Consider the following 18,565-nt stretch of genomic DNA (forward strand, 5'->3'; position numbering starts at 1 on the left):
ACCCCCTGACGTAGTCTATTTTCCTACATCAGGGGGTCTTTTGTCACTGTCCGTTTTTACTGGACCTGTTCACAGCCGGAGGGAGGTCTTTTTTGTGGCGGTTTACTTGCTTGCAGCTTCCCCGGTGGGAGGGCGGAAAAAAGCGTCAAGTTTCGGTTTTGTTCAGCCGGGAGTGGGGTCCACCTCGGTCTCCCGGTAATACTGGGCGGAGAGGAAGGACTGGAGAAGCTCTGTCTGCTCCTGGGGCAGGGCGTTGACGATCCCACCGTTTTGCAGGAACAGGCCCTGGCTGTGGACCAGGGGGGTGGCCGCCCGGACCTGCCGGGACAGCTCCATAAAGCCGGGGCCCTGCCAGCCGCACTGGTCAAAGACCTCCGTCATCAGGAAGCAGGGAGAGAAGTCCCCTCCCTCCCCCATCAGATCATTGCCCAGAACCCGCTTGGCGGCGGAGTTGCCCCAGATCAGGTAGGGAGTGGAGTAGTAGTCGTAAAAGCCCTCCAGGGTGGAGATGTCGAAGTCGGCCCCCAGATCGGCGTAGGCGGAGTTGCCGTTGCCGCCCCAGGGCTTGTGGTCGCCGAAGAGGACCAGCACCACCGGCTCCTCCAGGGCTTCCAGCCCCCGGGTCAGCTCGGTCATGGCGTCGATGGTGTCGGCCACCCCCTTCAGATAGTTGTTCCAGACGTGGCAGGTCTCCTCCCCAAAGCCGGTGGCGGCGGGGGTCAGGTAGGCCTCCCCGGCGGTGTAGGTCCACTCGTAGGGGCCGTGGTTCTGGTAGGAGACGGAGAAGGAGAAGCAGGGGCCGTCGGCGGACCGCTCCTTCAGCTGGGCCAGCAGCTCCGCCGCCAGGATGTGGTCGGAGTTGTAGATGGCGGAGGTGGGGTCCACCAGATTGCTGTAGTGGTTCTCGGTGAACCAGTACTGGTCAAAGCCCAGGTATTGGTTCACGTTCTGCCGGTTGTAGAACCAGCCGTATCCCGGATGGCTGCCGAAGGTCTGGTAGCCCTGGTTTTTCAGATACCACACATAGGAGTCGGTGTCCTTCCGGAACTCGTCGTGCCGGGAGTAGCCGGTGAGGAACGCCCACTCGCTGTCCACCGTGCCTCCGGCAAAGATGTTGGTCAGCAGGTTGCCGGACACGGACTGCTCCTCCAGGGCGTGCCAGGGCGCGTAGACCCGGGCAACCGCCTCCTGTTCCGCCAGGGCTGGGAAGTCGGTCAGATCGCAGAAGGCCTCCAGCATGATCCCCAGGACGGACACCTGCTTGTCCTCCGGAATGTCGCTGTCCGGGTACTGCTCCAGCAGGGCGGCGGCCGCCTGCCGGTCATAGCCCTGGGGCGGGGTGGGAAACATGTCCCGGAAGCTGTACAGGAAGGGATAGACGCAGCCCTTGGACACAAAGACCTCCACGTCGGACCAGGGGTTGATGAGGTCGTTGTTGGCGGTCTTCTGGTAGATCTGGGGGTTGAGGAACAAAGAGACAAAGGCCACCGCCAGCAGAGCCAGACAGGACCCGGCGCCGAAGGCCCGGGTCTTCCACCCCCGCAGGCCGTTGGGCAGAAGAAAAACGGAAAAGAGCAGTCCGGCCGCGAAGCAGCCCAAGGCGAACCACACCAGCCAGGTCAGGTCCAGGGCGTAGTTGCCCACAATGCCTCCCGCCTCGGCGGCCAGCCGCAGATCGGCGGCCAGCAGGGGGTCGGACCGCAGGCGGATCTTGAAATAGTTCACCACAGCCACCCCCACCGTGGGGAGAAAGCTGCCCAAAAAGCCCACCCAGGCCCGGCGGGAGAGGAAGTAGAACAGCCAGATCAGCAGCACCGGGGGCAGCAGATTCAAAAACAGGATCAGCGGGCTGTGCAGATAGGAGAGCAGCATGGCCTTGCCGGGCAGCTTGACATAGGCGGTGGCGGCAAAGAGCAGGGACAGCATCCCCGCGCAGCAGCCCAGACCCGTCAGAGCCGCGGCCAGCCAAATGTGGTGGGCGGTCCGGTATTTGGGGTCCGCTCCGGCGGGGAAGCGCAGGATCTGAAGAAGTGTTTTCATAGAGGAGACCTCGTTTGACGAAAAATGGGGGAATTTTAACAGCAGGAGTATATCACAGTTCGGGAAAAAAGAAAAGCCGGAGCGCGGGGAAAGACGGGGCAGGCGCCGCGCGGGGCGCCCCTCCCCCGCTGCCGCGCCTATGACCGCCGGGATAGGCATGGCCCTTGGTCCGGATCTGGGAAAAGGATGAAAAAACCGGGACGCGCATACACACGTCCCGGTAAAATGTGGAAAAATGTTTGGAAAATGTGGAAAACCGATCAATAGGCCAGCTTCTCGTCTAGCCAGGCCTTCAGTTCGCTGATGGGCACCCGGACCTGCTCCATGGTATCCCGGTCGCGGATGGTGACGGCGTGGTCGGCCTCGGTCTTGTCGTCGCCCACGGTGGCAAAGTCCACGGTGATGCAGTAGGGAGTGCCGATCTCGTCCTGGCGGCGGTAGCGCTTGCCGATGGAGCCGGCGTCATCATAGTCCACCATGAAGTACTTGGACAGCTCGGTCTGGATCTCGCGGGCCTTGTCGCCCAGCTTCTTGGACAGGGGCAGGACGGCGCACTTGAAGGGAGCCAGAGCGGGGTGCAGGCGCAGGACGGTGCGGACGTCGTTCTTCTCGGCGTCCACCACTTCCTCGTCGTAGGCGTCCACCAGGAAGGCCAGGGTCACGCGGTCGGCGCCCAGGGAGGGCTCCACCACAAAGGGGATATAGTGCTCGTTGGCCTCCTGGTCGTAGTAGGTCTGATCCTTGCCGGAGGTGTTCTGGTGGGCGGTCAGGTCAAAGTTGGTCCGGGAAGCCACGCCCCACAGCTCGCCCCAGCCGAAGGGGAAGACGAACTCAAAGTCGGTGGTGGCGTTGGAGTAGTGGGACAGCTCCTCCTTCTCGTGGTCGCGCAGACGCAGGTTCTCGTCCTTCATGCCCAGATTCAGCAGCCACTGGTGGCAGAACTGCTTCCAGTAGGCGAACCACTCCAGCTCGGTGCCGGGCTTGCAGAAGAACTCCAGCTCCATCTGCTCGAACTCACGGGTGCGGAAGGTGAAGTTGCCCGGGGTGATCTCGTTGCGGAAGGACTTGCCGATCTGGCACACGCCGAAGGGCAGCTTGCGGCGGGTGGTGCGCTGGACGTTCTGGAAGTTGACGAAGATGCCCTGGGCGGTCTCAGGACGGAGGTAGACGGTGTTCTTGGCGTCCTCGGTAACGCCCTGGAAGGTCTTGAACATCAGGTTGAACTGACGGATGTCGGTCCAGTTGTGCTTGCCGCAGGTGGGGCAGCAGATCTCATGCTCCTCGATGAAGGCCTTCATGTCGGCCTGGCTCATGGCGTCCACGCTGTGGCCCAGGTCGAAGTTGTTCTCCTTGCACCAGTCCTCGATGACCTTGTCGGCGCGGAAGCGCTCCTTGCACTCCTTGCAGTCCATCAGAGGGTCGGAGAAGCCGCCCACGTGGCCGGAGGCCACCCAGACCTGGGGATTCATCAGAATGGCGGCGTCCAGACCCACGTTGTAGGGGTTCTCCTGGACGAACTTCTTCCACCAGGCCTTCTTCACGTTGTTCTTCAGCTCCACACCCAGAGGGCCGTAGTCCCAGGTGTTGGCCAGGCCGCCGTAAATTTCGGAGCCGGAGAAGATGAAGCCCCGGCCCTTGCACAGGGCCACGATCTTTTCCATGGTCTTTTCGGTGTTTTTCATGTTTGTCGTCTCCTTTTTGATTGGATTTTGGCTCAGAGACACTCATTCACGCCTCGGCACGCTCGCGGCCGGGTCGATAACTTCTCCGCCTCCGGGCAGACCCGGCCAGCCTGTGGCCGTCCTGGGCTCTGCCCTGCGCTCCGACGTTATCTCCCCTGCTCACGGCCTCAGACGCTATACGAAAAAACGCCCTGAGCCGGTTAGGGCTCAGGGCGAACATAAACAATGTCCGTGGTTCCACCTGAATTCGCGTCTGGCTGACGCGCACTTCCTTCCCGGTAACGGCGGGGACCGGCGGGCCATTTCCTGCCCGCAGCTCCAGAGGGCCTTCCCACCATGCCGTCGGAGGATTTTCACCGGCCATCCTCTCTCTGGACCCAGGACATGGGGTACTGTTCTCTGTCGTCGCTTGTTCCACATTTTAGTACACAAATGTGGGGCTGTCAAGGAAAATTTCGGGAGTACCCGGATGATCTGAGATATAATGCTCCACACACTGAACCACCAGCTCTTCGGGTGTGCAGTGCATTTTTTCCGCAATAAATTCCAAGCGGCGAAAAACGGCGTCCTCCAGGTCTACTTCAATGTCTGCGTAATCAGAATTCATAATTGCACCTCCTTGCACTATGATACACCATATGAAGTAAAATGCAATCACTTGTTTTTTGCGGCGGCACTGGATACACTATTCAGTGTAAAATGGTGCAAGGTGGTGGAAGCGGTGGCCGAAGCGCTGTTGGTGAACCGGACAAGGTTCACTTCTTCCTTAAAAAACGAATTGATGAAGGATTTCAACCGGTTGGCGGAAGAGACCAGAATTCCCAAATCCCGGCTGATCGACGAAGCGATCGAAGATCTTTTGAAAAAGTACGAAAAAAGGATGGCCGAGTGACCGGCCATCCTTTTTATCATGTTTTTTTGATACGTTTCTTACAAGAAAGGTATCCTCAACTACCCTGTAATGGTGGTCCCCTGAACCCGCTGTCCCAGCATCTCCAGCAGCAGGGCGTGCTCCACCCGGCCATCCAGGATGGACACCTCCCCTACCCCGGCCCGGACCGCGTGGACGCAGCCCCGGACCTTGGGCACCATGCCTCCGGCGATGAGGCCGGCTTCGATGAGCTCCTCCGCCCGCTTTACGTCCATCCGGGGCACCGCTGTCTTGGTGTTGTGGCTGTCGATGAGCACCCCGCCGATGTCGGTGAGGAAGATCAGCTTGTGGGCTCCCATGGCCTCGGCCACCGCCCGGGCGGCGTCGTCGGCGTTGCAGTTCAGCCCCCCGCCGTCCTCCCCCAGGGCGATGGGAGAGACCACGGGCAGGAAGCCCCCGTCCAGCAGGGTGTTCAGCACCTTGGGGTCCACTTTGGTGATGGAGCCCACCCGGCCCAGGGCCGGGTCCTTGACGGCCGCGGTGATGAGGCCGCCGTCCTTGCCCGAGATGCCCACGGCGGACACCTCCAGCCGGGCCAGATCCTGGACGATGGCCTTGTTCACCTGGGCGGACAGGGCCATCTCGGCGGTGCCCAGGGCCGCCTCGTCGGTGACCCGGTAGCCGTTTTCAAAGCGGGTGGGCACCTGGAGCTTGTTCAGCAGGGCGGTGATGTGCTTGCCGCCTCCGTGGACCAGCACCACCCGGACCCCCACCATCCGCAGGGCGGCCACGTCCTGGAGGGTGGTGTCGCCGTCGGCCTCCGCCCCGATGGCGGAGCCGCCGTACTTGACCACCACGGTCTGGCCCTCGGCCCGGTTGAGGATGGGCAGGATGGACAGCAGGCTGCGTACCTTCTCCATGCCGTCCAGACCGTGCCGTACGTCGTACTCCTGCAAAAAGCTGTGGACGTAATCCACGTCGGAGGGGGTGTCGATATACTGGGTGCCCCGCTTCTGGCGGGTCTCCGCCCCCTTGCCGGTGATGAGGAGGACGGTGGGCCGTCCGTCGCAGCCCAGGATGGCCTGGCGGATGGCCTCCCCCCGGTTGGGCTCGATGGAGTATTCGCAGCCCTGAGCGGCCACATGCTGGGCCACCTCACGGCAGATGGCCTCGGTGTCCTCCTCCCCGGAGTCCTCCTCGGTGAGGACCACCAGGTCGGAGTATTGGCCCGAAACCTCGCCCAGGTCTTTTCGCCGGTCCAGGGCCTTCTTGCCCGGACAGCCGAAGACGGTGACGATCCGCCGGCCGGGGTACTCGGCCCGGACGGAGCGGAACAGGGTCTCGAAGGACATGCGGTTGTGGGCGTAGTCCACGATGGCGGTCACCGTCTCGTCGGCGTTGGAGTAGACCTCCATCCGGCCGGGGACCCGGGCCTTCATCAGACCCACATAGATGTACCGCTCGGGGATGTTCAGCCCCTCGCAGACGGTGATGGCGGCCAGCGCGTTCTCCACGTTGAACAGCCCCGGCATGGTCAGCCGGAACTCCCGCAAAAAGCGGCGGGTCTTTACCCGGAACAGGATGTCGTTGCCCCGCTTCCGGACCTGGGAGGCGTAGACGTCGGCCTCCTCATTCTTCTGGGAGAAGGTGTAGACCGGCTTGCCGCTGGCCCGGGCGGCCGCCAGCACCCGGTCGGCGTGGTCACAGTCCAGATTGACGCAGCAGATCTTGGCCTGGGCGAAAATGCGGAGCTTGGAGGTGAAGTAGTCCTCAAAGTCCGGGTGCTCGATGGGCGAAATGTGGTCTTGGCCGATGTTCAAAAAGCAGGCGGCGGCGAAGTCGGTGCACAGGGAGCGGTGGTACTTCAGAGCCTGGCTGGACACCTCCATGGTCAGGTACTCCATCCCCGTGGAAACTCCGTTGGCGAAGTGGCGCTGGAGGTCCAGCGGCTCGGGGGTGGTGAGGTGGGACTCGAACTGCTCCACCCCGTCGTAGGTGTCGATGGAGGAGACCACGCCGGAGGCGGGCTTCCCCTCCCCTTCCATATACTCGTCCAGAATATACTTCAGGTAGTAGGTGGTGGAGGACTTGCCCTTGGTGCCGGTGATGCCGATGACCTTCAGCTTTCCCGAGGGGTGGTCATAGAACAGGTCGGCCAGGGGGGCGATGGTCAGGCGCATGTCCGACACCAAAATGCAGGGCAGGTCCACTTCGGGATAGGGGGTCAGGCTGACATAGGCCATGGCGCCTTTGTCCTTGGCCATTTGCAGAAACTCGGCCTTGAAGTGGGCGCCCTTGCAGAGAAACAGGGTGCCGGGGACCACCTCCCGGGAGTCGTAGGACACCAGAGCCACCGGGGCCGTCCGGTCCAGTGACCCCGGGATGGGGGCGGCCAGCAGGCCCCGCCCCTCCAGCAGGTCGATATAGTCGCTGAGGGTGTGAAGGGTGTGTTCCATAATGCACCTCGTTTTTTGAGTTGGGAGTTGATGTGCCGCCCGGGCGGCAGTGGAAAAGGACGGCCGCCCTAATTATTGAAAGAAATCCCGCAGGGGCTTGTGGCAGGCCTGGATGGCCCGGACGGCCAGAACGGCCATGGCGTCGGTGTAGAAGGGCGGCAGGCGGGTCTGGGCGGCGAAAACGGACAGCTCGGTACAGGCCAGCACCCCGCAGTCGCAGCCCTGGCCCACCAGGTCCCGGTGGATGGCGGCAAACTTCTCCGGGTCTCCGTCCCGGCCCGCCTTCACGTCGTCGTAGATCAGGGACATGACCAGGTCCTGGGCCTGGGGAGAGGGGACAACGGCCTGGATGCCCAAGGCGGCGAACTCCTTCTGGTACAGGCCGGTCTGGATGGTGCCGTCGGTAGCCAGAATTCCGGGGCGTTTTTTCCCCTGGGCGGCCAGAACCTTGGCCGTCTCCCGGATCATGTGGAGGATGGGGATGCCGATCTGCTCCTGGACCCGGTCCAGAAAGTAGTGGGAGGTATTGCAGGGGACGGCGATGGCGGTGCAGCCCGCCTGCTCCAGCAGCCGGGCGTCGGAGAGCAGGCGGCGGTACACCCGCTCCCGGGCCTCGCCGCTGCCCAGAATGGCGGCGGTGCGGTCGGGCATGTCGCTGTCCGACAGGATCAGGGCGTTGACGTGGTCCTGGTCCCGCTGGGCGTCGGTCCGGTCGATCACAAATTGATAAAAGGTGTTTGTCGCTTGCGGCCCCATGCCGCCGAGCACGCCGAGACGATAATTCACAAGATCACTACTTTCGAGAAAGGAAAATTACAGTAACGTGGGCCGCAAGCCCCAAGTGGAAGCCCAGGCGCGGCGGGTGACTCAGTTCTCCGGCCCCACGCCGTCCTTTCTTACCAGTTCAATGGCTTCCTTCCCGGTCATATGCTCCACCGCCAGTTCCAGCATGGTCACGGATGCGATCGTCTTTTGGATCTCAGCCTCCCGGCCTTCGGGGTCATCAGGGAAATACTTTCCGGCCAAAAGCCGAAGGGCTTCCCGCTTTTCCGCCGGGTCCTCCAGCACCCGGATCGTCCCGAAGGCAATGACACTGCGGAAATAGGAGGTATACTCCTCCGGGGCGATCTGATCCTGGTCGATTACACAGAAGGAAGCCCGGTCACAGTGGGCAATGGCCTCCAGTTTATGCCCCGCCCGGGCGCTGTGAAAATAAACGCGGCCGTCGCGGCAGACATAACTCAAAGGGACGGCATAGGGGTATCCGTCCTCCCCCAGCAGAGCCAGCACACCGGAGGTCCCTCGGTCCAGAATGGCGCTGCACGCCGCCTGGGACAGCTGCTGCTTATACCGCCTCATAGCATAGGGCATGGTTATCGCTCCTTATTCCTCGGGTATTTTGTTGTACTGGTCGAAGCGCTTCATGTTGCCCAAGTGGTTTTTCATCACCCGCAGGCGGCGCTTCAGAGAGGCGTCCTTTTCATAGACCAGGGAGTGGGAATCGGCTCCCGCCCGGATGAGGGCTTTCATCTCCTGGTGGTACTTCTTGGGGGTGAATTTAAAGGCCACCTTCCGGGGCACCATCCGCCACAGGGAGCGGTTTTTGGTAATTTCCAGCTCCTTGTCCTTCCCCTCGATCCGGTCCTCCACCACCAGCTTGGCTATATTATGCCCCGCGCCGGTGACATAGTAGTTGCTCCGGCCCTGGCGGCAGTTGATCTCGAAGGCCTTGTACTTGCCGTCCCGCTGGTCGTATTTGATGTCGAAGTTGGAAAAGCCGGTAAAGTGGAGGCTCTCCAGCAGGTCCTTGATCTTCTCCTCCAGCGCCTGGTCGTACTCGGTGATGATGACGGCGTGGTTGCCGATGCCGTGGGGGGAGTGCTCCTCCAGCAGGACGTGGCCCAGGCACATCATGGTGACCCTGCCGTTGCGGTCGGAGTAGTTGGTCAGCACCCGCATGTAGCTGTCGTCGCCGGGGATAAACTCCTGGAGGACCATGTGGTCCTGATACCCGGCGGCGTAGACGTGGTCCAGAGCCTCCAGCAGCTCCTCCCAGCTCTGGCAGATATACACCTTGGCCAGGGAGTGGTCCCCGCAGGCCCAGTAGGCCACGGAGTCGGCGGGCTTGGCGATGTAGGGCGGGCCCCAGGGCAGCTGGAAGTCATGGCCCATGGACTTGTCATAGATGAAGGTGGCCGGGTGGTCAATGCCGTGCTCGTCACACAGCTGGTAGAACTTCTCCTTGTTGATAAGGGTGTTCAGCAGGGATTCCTCAATGTAGGGGGCAATGACGTTGCCGGGCAGGTGGTCCCGGTGGCGGGCGGCCAGCTGGACATAGCTGTCCCCGCAGCCCAGCAGGAGGACCGTCTTGTCGGAGAACTCCTCCGCCACCGCCCGGGCGTTGCGGAGGAAGGCCTCGTCGCTCTCGTTGTCGGGGCACACCCGGTAGTCGATGACGGCGCTGCCGTGGCAGGGGAAGGAGGGATACTTGCCGAAAGCGACGGATTTCACGCCGTAGGCCTCGTGGAAGGCCCGGGCCACGCTGTACACGTTGATGTCGCCGCCGAAGAGCAGCGGCTGGAAGGTGAGAGACTGGTTCATAAAACAAATGACTTCCTTTGTGTTTTTTATTTGCGGGATAGGAAAGATAAATTTTAGTTTGTTGTTGCGTCATTGAGAGGGATTCCGCTCTGCGGAGCGGGTTTCTTTCTGAGCGATCAGAAAGAAACCAAAGAATCACCGGGGCGGCCACGCGCAATTCCATTGCGCTATCCGCGCCGCCCCGGACCCCCATTACGGGAGAGCAGGCGGCCTTGCGTTGTTCGCACTTCGCAAAATATGCCACCCCTCACACCGCCTTTTGCTTCGCAAAATGGAGAAGGTTTTACGGGGGATAAGCAATGCAACCCGCCTCGATGGCGTCAAAGCCTGTCAGCAGTTACTTCTTACCCACTTGGCCCGCCGGGGCCGCCCGAGGGTGCTTCGTATCGCCAGTAACCTGATGCAGAACGGCGTGCTTTCAGTCCTTGCGGAGGGCACCCCGCGATTGTTGACGCCGAGGTGCGCTTTGAACAAGGAGAAGCAGAGGCCAATTTCATTGAGCAAAGCGGCAGCGGGCGGAGTTCAGAAAGGTATCCTGTCCTTTGTCCGCACCGAACAGTATTCTGCATATTCTTTGATGGCTCCCCACAGGGTCCGGGGCCGAAGCCCCGGGGATCTTTGGGTACTTTCCATCCCTGGAAAGTACCGCGCCGCAAGCATGACAAGTCATCGCCTTTTGCCAAGCTATCATGTTAAAACATGAGACTATAAACTAAAATTTACCGGTATTCCGTGGTGAATCCCTTGGCAAACAGGGGGTCGATCTCAAACACGGCCAGATCGCCGGCGGAGCACTTCATATTGGTCACGTTCAGAACGGTCTCGGTGGCGCCGACGCCGCCCAGAACCCGTACCCGCTGGTCTCCCACCCGGACGGTGAGCGCCCGGGCCTTCCGCCACCGGCGGACCATGGCCCAGAAGCCGGTCTCCCGGGGCCAGGATACCCCAAAGCCGTTCTGATAGCCCACGGGGAGGACGGCCACCCGGGTGGGCTTTTTCAGCACCACGGGCTTGTCCGCGCCGATGGTGTGGCCTTTGGGCAGCCAGCGGACCTCGGCCACGGGGACCTCACCGTAGCCCACGGTCTTCAGTCCGTCGTCCCGGGTGCGGCGGCACCGGCCCAGAATGGCGGAGCCGGCCCGGACGCCGTCCAGGCGGGCCTCCTCGTTGTGGAGCAGGGCGAAGGAGCCGGCGGCGTGGACCATGCCGGTCTCAAAGCCGGCGGCGTGGATGGTGTCCAGAACCTGGTGGAACTGCTCCAACTGCTGTTTGGACTCCGGATCGTTGAGGCGGGCGGCGTGGAGCTGGGTGTAGATGCCCGACAGAGCCACATTGGGCAGGGAGCGGTAGGCCAGCAGAATCTTTTCCGGCTCGCTGACCAAAAAGCCGCCAAAGCCCATGCCGGTGTCCACCTGGATGTGGGCCTCCACCACGGTGGAGCGGTTCTCCGCCAGGGCGTTGAGGGCCATCCCCGTGTCCACCGAGGACACGGTGCACACCACGTTCAGATCCACCAGCCGCTCCAGCTCTTCCCGGTCGGTGGTGGAGCGGAGCATGAGGATCTCCTCGTCCACAAAGCCCGCCTTGCGCAGTTCCTCGGCCTCGGCGATCTCGGACACGGCGAAGCGGCCGATGCCCTCGTCCCGCAGCAGCTTGGCCAGACGGACGGCGCCGGCCCCGCCGCCGTCTCCCGTCAGCACCCCGTAGACGGCGGCGCCGGCGGCCCGTTCCTTGATGACGGCCAGATTGTTCTTGACGGCGGACTTTTCGATGACCAGCTTTCGCATATGGATGGCTCCCTTCTGTCTGTATGGGACGCCGGCCGGAGCCGACATAACCATTGTAACCATGTAATACTTTATTTTACCACTTTCCCGGGAAAAAGGCAACGCAAAGCTACCCCGCCTTTTAAGGAACCGCGGCCCCTTGCCCTTGAGTTTTGGCGAAAAAAATGGTACAATAAAAAATCTGGATACAGGCCCGTTCCGGGGCCCCAAATACCCTGAAACGGGAGGAACAATATGGAACGCACAACTACCGTCATCCCCCAGGCCGACGTGGAGCGGCAGCTGGACTGCTGCCGCAAGATCGCCGCCCTCACCGCCCAATGGGACAAGCAGCCCCTGGCCTTTGTGGACACCTACGGCTGCCAGCAGAACGAGGCCGACTCCGAGCGCATCCGGGGCTATCTGGCCCAGATGGGCTTCGGCTTCACCGACGACGAGGAGCAGGCCCGGATCATCGTCATCAACACCTGCGCCATCCGGGAGCACGCCGAGCAGCGGGTGCTGGGCAACGTGGGCGCTCTGGTCCATGTGAAGCGCCGCCATCCCGAGCAGCTTATCTGCCTGTGCGGCTGCATGATGCAGGAGCAGCACGTGGCCGACAAGATCCGCCAGTCCTACCGCCATGTGGACCTGGTCTTCGGTCCCCATGCCCTGTGGAAATTCCCCGAGATGATCCACACCCTGCTGACCCAGCGGGGACGCATCTTCTCCAACGCCGACGAGGCGGGCTCCATCGCCGAGGGCATCCCCGTGGTCCGGCAGGACAGCGTCAAGGCCTGGGTGTCCATCATGTACGGCTGCAACAACTTCTGCGCCTACTGCATCGTCCCCTACGTCCGGGGCCGGGAGCGCTCCCGGAAGCCGGAGGACATCCTGGCCGAGGTGCGCGCGCTGGTGGCCGAGGGCTATAAGGACATCACCCTCCTGGGCCAGAACGTCAACTCCTACGGCAAGGACATGGAGGAGCCCATGGACTTCTCCGACCTGCTGGAGCAGGTCAACGCCATCCCCGGGGACTTTCTCATCCGGTTCATGACCTCCCACCCCAAGGACGCCACCCACAAGCTCTTTGAGACCATGGCCCGGTGCGAAAAGGTGGCCCCGGTCCTCCACCTGCCCGTCCAGGCGGGCAACGACCGGGTGCTGAAGGTGATGAACCGCCGCCACACCCGGGAGCAGTACCTGGAAAAGATCCGGGACCTGAAGTCCCTGATCCCCGATATCGTCCTCACCTCCGACATCATCGTGGGCTTCCCCGGGGAGACCACGGAGGAATTTGAGGACACCCTGAAGGTGCTGGAGGAGGTGCGCTACGACGCCCTGTTCACCTTCATCTTCTCCCCCCGGGTGGGCACCCCCGCCGCCAAGATGGACGACCCCATGTCCCACCAGGAGAAGCTGGCCAATTTCAACCGCCTGCTGGCCCTCCAGGACGCCATTTCCGAGGAGAAGCACGCCGCCTATATCGGGAAAACGGTGCGCTGCCTGATCGACGGGGAGTCCGACGACGCCCGCTACGACCTCACCGCCCGCACGCCTGGCAACCGCCTGGTCCGGGTGGTGGGAGACAAGTCCGCCATCGGCCAGTTCCGGGACGTGAAGATCACCGACGCCAACAAGTGGTCCCTGTTCGGGGAACTGGTGTGATGGCGAGGCTGCCGGAACGAAAGCATACCCGCCTGAGAAGCTATGATTACAGCCGGGATGGGGCGTATTTTGTCACGACCAATGTGCGGGATAACCGCTGTCTGCTGTCTGCCGTTCGGGTAGGGCGGGGGCTTGCCCCCGCCGAACCTGAATTGACCGCCTTGGGAGAAATCGCTCAGACGCAGATTTTGGATCTCTCCCGGCGTTATCCCTATGTGGCGGTGGATAAATATGTGGTTATGCCAAACCATGTCCATATGATCCTGCTTTTTCAGGACGGGGCGGCGGGGGCCAGCCCCCGCCCTACCCTGATGCAGGTGATCGGTGCGTTTAAATCCGTGACGGCCCGCCTGTGCAATCAAGCCCAAAATACTCCGGGCGAGAAGTTTTGGCAGGATTCTTTTTATGAAAGCGTCCTGCGAAGCGACAAAGCTTACCAAAACGCCTGGAATTACATCGACGCCAACCCCGCCAAGTGGGCGGAGGACAAATATTACGTCCCGTGACCGGGCAGGGCGGACGGCGGGGCGTCCGGAGGCCGCCCCCTACAAAAGATGAGAATACGCGCCTGCGCAGGGGCCGGCGTCCCCGACGGCCCGCCGTCGAATTCCCCCATTCCAGACAAGAACGACCTTTAACCACACAAAACAGAAAGACGGTGAACCCATGGCTGACCTCACCCCCATGATGCAGCAATATCTGGACATGAAGGCCCGGAACCCGGACTCCATCCTCTTTTTCCGTCTGGGCGATTTTTATGAGATGTTCAACGAGGACGCCAAGCTGGTGTCCAAGGAGCTGGACCTGACTCTGACCACCCGGGACCGGAACAAGCCTCCGGAGGAGCGCACTCCCATGTGCGGGGTGCCCTACCACTCCTGCGACAGCTACATCGCCCGGCTCATCGCCAAGGGCTACAAGGTGGCCATCTGCGAGCAGACCGAGGACCCGGCCCTGGCAAAGGGTCTGGTGGACCGGGACATCATCCGGGTGGTCACCCCCGGCACCGTCATCGCCTCCTCCATGCTGGAGGAGGGGAAGAACAACTATATCTGCGGCATCTACGCCGACTCCGCCGTCTGGGGCCTGTGCCTGTGCGACATCTCCACCGGCGAGGTGTACGCCACCTCCTTCCCCGCCGGGACGGAGGCCCAGGACCATCTGGAAAACGAGCTGGGCCGGTTCCACCCCGCCGAGGCGGTGCTGTCCGACGGGGCCTACCACGCCGACGGCCTGGTGGACTTTCTGCGGGAGCGGCTGGACTGTTCCTGCGAGAACGGGGGCGAAGGCCGCTTCCGGCTGGGCGCCGCCCGTCCCCTGGTGGAAAAGCAGTTCAAGACCGGCCTGGACACCCTCCCCGAGGGGGATACCGGGGCGGTCCAGGCGGCAGGGGGCCTGCTGGCCTACCTGTATGAGACCCAAAAGACCGATTTGTCCCACATCGCCAACTTTACCTATTACACCTCGGAGCAGTTCATGGAGCTGGACCTCACCGCCCGCCAGACTCTGGAGCTCACCGCCACCCTGCGCTCCAAGGACAAGAAGGGCTCCCTGCTGTGGGTGCTGGACAAGACCAAGACCGCCATGGGCGGCCGGCTCATCCGGGGCTGGATGGAGCGGCCCCTCCTCTCCCCTGTCCAGATCGGTCGGCGGCAGCAGGCGGTGAGCGATCTGGTGGAGGACATCATCACCCGGGAGGAGCTGTCCCTCACCCTGCGGGAGGTCACCGACCTGGAGCGGCTCATCGGCCGGGTAGTCTACGGCTCCGCGGGGGGGCGGGATCTGGCGGCTTTGGCCAACGGCCTGGGAAAGCTGCCCCGGCTCCGGGAACTGCTGGAGGGCTGCTCCTCCGCCCTGCTCCGGTCCCTGCGGGAGGAGCTGGACGACCTGCCCCAGCTCCGGGACCTGCTGGGCCGGGCCCTGGTGGACGAGCCCCCCTTCTCCGTCCGGGAGGGCGGCTTCATCCGCTCTGGCTACGACCAGGAGGTGGACCGGCTCCGGGACCTGCTGGACCACTCCGCCGAAAAGCTGGCGGAGCTGGAGGTCCGCACCAAGGAGCAGACGGGCATCAAGAACATGAAGGTCAAGTCCAACAAGGTCTTTGGCTACTACATCGAGGTGGCCAAGTCCCAGATCGACCTGGTGCCCGCCGACTGGACCCGAAAGCAGACCACGGTGAACGCCGAGCGGTACATCTCCCAGGAGCTGAAGGAGCTGGAGCACGCCATCCTCTCCGCCGAGGACAAGGTCACCGCCCTGGAGTACCAGCTCTTCTGTGAGCTGAAAGAGCAGGTCTGCGCCCAGGTGGCCAGAATTCAAAAGTCCGCCGCCGCCGTGGCCCAGGTGGACGTGCTCAACTCCTTTGCCGCGGTGGCCGCCGCCAACAATTACTGTATGCCTCTGGTGGACACCTCCGATGTGCTGAACATCCAGGAGGGCCGCCATCCCGTGGTGGAAAAGGTGCTGAAAAACACCCTGTTCGTCCCAAACGACACCCACATGGACTGCGGCGGCGACCTGTGCGCCATTATCACCGGCCCCAACATGGCGGGCAAGTCCACCTATATGCGCCAGGTGGCCCTCATCGTCCTCATGGCCCAGATGGGCTCCTTCGTCCCCGCCAAGTCCGCCCACATCGGCGTGGTGGACCGGGTGTTCACCCGCATCGGGGCCAGCGACGACCTGTCCGCCGGCCAGTCCACCTTTATGGTGGAGATGACCGAGGTGGCCGCCCTGCTGAAAAACGCCACAAAGAAGTCCCTGCTCATCCTGGACGAGATCGGCCGGGGTACCTCCACCTACGACGGCATGGCCATTGCCCGGGCCGTTCTGGAGTACTGCGCCGACCCCCGGCGGCTGGGGGCCAAGACCCTCTTCGCCACCCACTACCACGAGCTGACCGCCCTGGAGGGCCAGATCCCCGGGGTGAAGAACTACAACATCGCCGCCAAGAAGCGGGGCTCCGATGTGATCTTCCTGCGGAAGATCGTCCGGGGCGGCGCGGACCAGAGCTACGGCGTGGAGGTGGCCAAGCTGGCCGGGGTCCCCGACCGGGTCATACGCCGGGCCCGGGAGATCCTGGAGGAGCTGGAGAGCGGAAACGGGACTGAACCGGTAGGGCGGGGGCAAGCCCCCGCCGCCGATGACCAGATATCCCTCATGGACCTGGGCAGCCAGACCGTGCTGAAAAAGCTGCGCCTGACCGACGTGAACGTCCTCTCCCCCATCGAGGCCCTGAACCTGCTGGCCGAGCTGAAGCAGGACATGAACGGGTGAGGATGCCTGTGATCCCCTTGTATTTTGATGATATATTGTATTCTTTCGACCGTATATAACGCTAAGTAGAGGTGTTGTAATGCCTAAGATCCAAGTATTAGATTCCCATGTGGCCGACCTGATCGCCGCCGGCGAGGTGGTGGAGCGGCCCGCCTCCGTGGCCAAGGAGCTGATGGAGAACGCCATCGACGCCGGGGCCTCCAAGGTCACCGTGGAGATCGCCCACGGGGGGATGACCTTCCTCCGGGTCACCGACGACGGCAGGGGCATCCCCGCCGGCGAGGTAAAGACCGCCTTTCTCCGCCACGCCACCAGCAAGCTGCGCACCGAATATGACCTGGAGGCCATCGGCACTCTGGGCTTCCGGGGGGAGGCCCTGGCCGCCATTTCCGCCGTCTCCCGGGTGGAGGTCATGACCCGGACTCCCGAGGCAGAGCTGGGGGCCTCCCTGGCGCTGGAGGGGGGCGTCCCCGGGAACGTGGAGGAGACAGGCTGTCCCCTGGGCACCACCATGGTGGTCCGGGACCTGTTTTACAACACCCCCGCCCGGCTGAAGTTTATGAAGAAGGACGCCGCCGAGGGGGCCGCCGTCTTCGCCGTGGTCCAGCGGGTGGCCCTGTCCCACCCGGAGGTCTCCGTGAAGTTTATTCGGGACGGAAAGCAGGAGCTGCTCACCCCCGGAGACGGCCAGCTCCAGTCCGCCGTCTACGCCGTCCTGGGCCGGGAGCTGGCCCTGGGCTTCCGCCCGGTGAAGGCCACCGGGGAGGACATGACGGTGTCCGGCTTCGTCTCCCTCCCCGCCTGTTGCCGGAGCAGCCGGAACTGGCAGTTTTTCTTCGTCAACGGCCGCCAGGTCAAGTCCCGGATCATGATGGCCGCCCTGGAGGAGGCCTACCGCAACCAGAAAATGGTAGGGAAATTCCCTGGCTGTGTCCTCCATCTGGAGACAAAGCTCAACGCCGTGGACGTGAACGTCCACCCCGCCAAAACCGAGGTGAAGTTCGGCAATGAGCGGCAGGTGTTTTCGGCGGTGTACCACGCTGTCCTGTCCGCACTGGAGCAGGACCGGAGCCACCCGGCCATAGAACTGCAAAAAGGGGTCCCCGGCGCAGCCCAGCGCAGCGGCAGTGTTGGGGAAAGGACGAGCAACGCAGCGCAGCGGATGTTGGGCGCTAGCCAAACGGAGCGGAGCGGAGTTTACGAGGACGTTGTCACCCCCAACCAGACCCGGCTGACCATTCCGGCCCCGCCTGCCAAGCCCCAGGTCCGGGTCCAGGATACCACCTACAAAATGCAAAATGCGGGCCCTGTCCCCACGGAGCCGTCCCCCGTGGCGGCGCACAGTGTGCGCCTGCCCGTGAACCCGCCTGAGCCGGAAAAGCCCGTCGATTCTGTCGGGGCCGGTATTACCCGCCGCGGCGGGGGCGAGCCCCCGCCCTACCGGGACAGGACGCCTTCCGCAGAAGCGGAGATCATCCGTCCACTGTCGCCGGAACCGGCCCCGGTCCCTGTTAAGGAAGAAGCCTCCCACGCCCTTCTCCCCGAGGAAGCGCCCTGGCGCATGGCCGGGGAGGTGCTGAACACCTACATCATCGTGGAGCAGGGGGAGACGGTGTACTTCATCGACAAGCACGCCGCCCACGAGCGGATGAACTTCGACCGGATGAAGGCGGAGGGCTACCACCCCATGGCCCAGACCCTGCTGGCTCCGGTGACCTGCCGTTTGGCGGCGGAGGAGCAGGAGGCGCTGCTGGCCCACCTGCCCCTGCTGGAGGAGTTCGGCTTCGACGTGGACGAGCTGGGGGGCGCTCTGGCGGTGCGCCAGGCCCCTGACCATGTGGCGGTGGAGGATATCCCCTCCACCCTGGAAGAGATCGCCCTGAAACTGCTGACCACCGGCTCCGCCGACCCCGCCGCCGCCCGGGACGAGCTGCTCCACACCATGGCCTGCAAGGCGGCCATCAAGGGGGGCTGGAAAACCAGTCCCCAGGAGCTGGAGCGGGTGGCCCAGGCCGTGATGAGCGGCAGCGTGAAATATTGCCCCCATGGCCGCCCTGTGGCCATTCAGCTGACGAAAAAGGAACTGGAGAAGCAGTTCAAGCGGGCCTGACGGGCAATATGCCTGACGAAAGGTTTTGTGTAGGGGGCGGCCTCTGGACGCCCCACAGGGAGGGCCGTCGAGGACGCCGGCCCCTACGGCGAAGA

At 63.1% G+C, this 18,565-nt stretch carries 13 protein-coding genes and 1 other annotated feature; of the genes, 5 read left to right on the forward strand and 8 right to left on the reverse strand.

Going from position 1 to position 18,565, the window contains the following annotated elements; translation table 11 throughout:
- Positions 1-162: 162 nt before the first annotated feature.
- From I6E39_RS04855 to I6E39_RS04865, 3 genes are all read right to left on the reverse strand, one after another.
- Complete coding sequence (locus I6E39_RS04855) at positions 163-2,040, reverse strand: LTA synthase family protein (protein WP_235380488.1); 1,878 nt, start codon at positions 2,038-2,040, stop codon at positions 163-165.
- A gap of 260 nt (positions 2,041-2,300) precedes the next feature.
- Positions 2,301-3,722, reverse strand: coding sequence for a glycine--tRNA ligase (locus I6E39_RS04860; protein ID WP_235380489.1), 1,422 nt, complete (start codon positions 3,720-3,722; stop codon positions 2,301-2,303).
- A 205-nt stretch (positions 3,723-3,927) separates the two neighbouring features.
- Positions 3,928-4,137 (reverse strand) — a binding site (T-box leader).
- A gap of 6 nt (positions 4,138-4,143) precedes the next feature.
- Positions 4,144-4,329, reverse strand: coding sequence for a hypothetical protein (locus I6E39_RS04865; RefSeq protein WP_235380490.1), 186 nt, complete (start codon positions 4,327-4,329; stop codon positions 4,144-4,146).
- A gap of 114 nt (positions 4,330-4,443) precedes the next feature.
- On the opposite strand from I6E39_RS04865, the gene I6E39_RS04870 reads away from it, so the two are divergent.
- On the forward strand, positions 4,444-4,614 hold the full coding sequence (locus I6E39_RS04870) for a ribbon-helix-helix domain-containing protein (RefSeq protein ID WP_235380491.1): 171 nt from the start codon (positions 4,444-4,446) through the stop codon (positions 4,612-4,614).
- 59 nt (positions 4,615-4,673) lie between these two features.
- Here I6E39_RS04870 and argB read toward each other — a convergent pair whose 3' ends face one another.
- The 5 genes from argB to I6E39_RS04895 form a co-directional block, all read right to left on the reverse strand.
- Positions 4,674-7,049, reverse strand: a complete 2,376-nt coding sequence (gene argB / locus I6E39_RS04875) for an acetylglutamate kinase (protein ID WP_235380492.1) — start codon at positions 7,047-7,049, stop codon at positions 4,674-4,676.
- Between the two features lie 72 nt (positions 7,050-7,121).
- Positions 7,122-7,835: a cysteate racemase gene (gene cuyB, locus I6E39_RS04880; protein ID WP_235380493.1), complete on the reverse strand. Its 714-nt coding sequence runs from the start codon at positions 7,833-7,835 to the stop codon at positions 7,122-7,124.
- Between the two features lie 81 nt (positions 7,836-7,916).
- Complete coding sequence (locus tag I6E39_RS04885; RefSeq protein WP_235380494.1) at positions 7,917-8,420, reverse strand: pyridoxamine 5'-phosphate oxidase family protein; 504 nt, start codon at positions 8,418-8,420, stop codon at positions 7,917-7,919.
- 12 nt (positions 8,421-8,432) lie between these two features.
- Positions 8,433-9,650: a carboxylate--amine ligase gene (locus tag I6E39_RS04890; RefSeq protein WP_235380495.1), complete on the reverse strand. Its 1,218-nt coding sequence runs from the start codon at positions 9,648-9,650 to the stop codon at positions 8,433-8,435.
- 719 nt (positions 9,651-10,369) lie between these two features.
- On the reverse strand, positions 10,370-11,437 hold the full coding sequence (locus I6E39_RS04895; protein ID WP_235380496.1) for an alanine racemase: 1,068 nt from the start codon (positions 11,435-11,437) through the stop codon (positions 10,370-10,372).
- A gap of 234 nt (positions 11,438-11,671) precedes the next feature.
- Between I6E39_RS04895 and miaB the strand changes: the two genes are divergently transcribed.
- The 4 genes from miaB (at position 11,672) to mutL (ending at position 18,470) form a co-directional block, all read left to right on the forward strand.
- The gene (gene miaB, locus I6E39_RS04900) at positions 11,672-13,084 is read left to right on the forward strand and encodes a tRNA (N6-isopentenyl adenosine(37)-C2)-methylthiotransferase MiaB (RefSeq protein WP_235380497.1); all 1,413 of its coding nucleotides are present in this window, start codon (positions 11,672-11,674) and stop codon (positions 13,082-13,084) included.
- A complete protein-coding gene (locus tag I6E39_RS04905) occupies positions 13,084-13,590 on the forward strand; it encodes a transposase (RefSeq protein WP_235380541.1) in 507 nt (168 codons plus the stop codon). The genes miaB and I6E39_RS04905 overlap by 1 nt, the downstream gene beginning before the upstream one ends.
- Before the next feature lie 160 nt (positions 13,591-13,750).
- The gene (gene mutS / locus I6E39_RS04910) at positions 13,751-16,360 is read left to right on the forward strand and encodes a DNA mismatch repair protein MutS (protein ID WP_235380498.1); all 2,610 of its coding nucleotides are present in this window, start codon (positions 13,751-13,753) and stop codon (positions 16,358-16,360) included.
- A gap of 79 nt (positions 16,361-16,439) precedes the next feature.
- Positions 16,440-18,470 carry a DNA mismatch repair endonuclease MutL gene (gene mutL / locus I6E39_RS04915; RefSeq protein WP_235380499.1) on the forward strand — a complete coding sequence of 677 codons (2,031 nt, stop codon included), beginning with the start codon at positions 16,440-16,442 and terminating at the stop codon, positions 18,468-18,470.
- The last annotated feature ends 95 nt before the right edge of the window (positions 18,471-18,565 follow it).

It is taken from the genome of Pseudoflavonifractor phocaeensis (genome assembly GCF_021531375.1).
Classification (GTDB): domain Bacteria; phylum Bacillota; class Clostridia; order Oscillospirales; family Oscillospiraceae; genus Lawsonibacter; species Lawsonibacter phocaeensis_B.

Coding starts and splice junctions, on each gene's coding strand:
- I6E39_RS04865 (WP_235380490.1), bottom strand. CDS start 4,329: ATGAATTCTGATTACGCAGACATTGAAGTAGACCTGGAGGACGCCGTT.
- I6E39_RS04905 (WP_235380541.1), top strand. CDS start 13,084: ATGGCGAGGCTGCCGGAACGAAAGCATACCCGCCTGAGAAGCTATGAT.
- mutS (WP_235380498.1), top strand. CDS start 13,751: ATGGCTGACCTCACCCCCATGATGCAGCAATATCTGGACATGAAGGCC.
- I6E39_RS04860 (WP_235380489.1), bottom strand. CDS start 3,722: ATGAAAAACACCGAAAAGACCATGGAAAAGATCGTGGCCCTGTGCAAG.
- I6E39_RS04885 (WP_235380494.1), bottom strand. CDS start 8,420: ATGCCCTATGCTATGAGGCGGTATAAGCAGCAGCTGTCCCAGGCGGCG.
- I6E39_RS04895 (WP_235380496.1), bottom strand. CDS start 11,437: ATGCGAAAGCTGGTCATCGAAAAGTCCGCCGTCAAGAACAATCTGGCC.
- argB (WP_235380492.1), bottom strand. CDS start 7,049: ATGGAACACACCCTTCACACCCTCAGCGACTATATCGACCTGCTGGAG.
- mutL (WP_235380499.1), top strand. CDS start 16,440: ATGCCTAAGATCCAAGTATTAGATTCCCATGTGGCCGACCTGATCGCC.
- I6E39_RS04855 (WP_235380488.1), bottom strand. CDS start 2,040: ATGAAAACACTTCTTCAGATCCTGCGCTTCCCCGCCGGAGCGGACCCC.
- I6E39_RS04890 (WP_235380495.1), bottom strand. CDS start 9,650: ATGAACCAGTCTCTCACCTTCCAGCCGCTGCTCTTCGGCGGCGACATC.
- miaB (WP_235380497.1), top strand. CDS start 11,672: ATGGAACGCACAACTACCGTCATCCCCCAGGCCGACGTGGAGCGGCAG.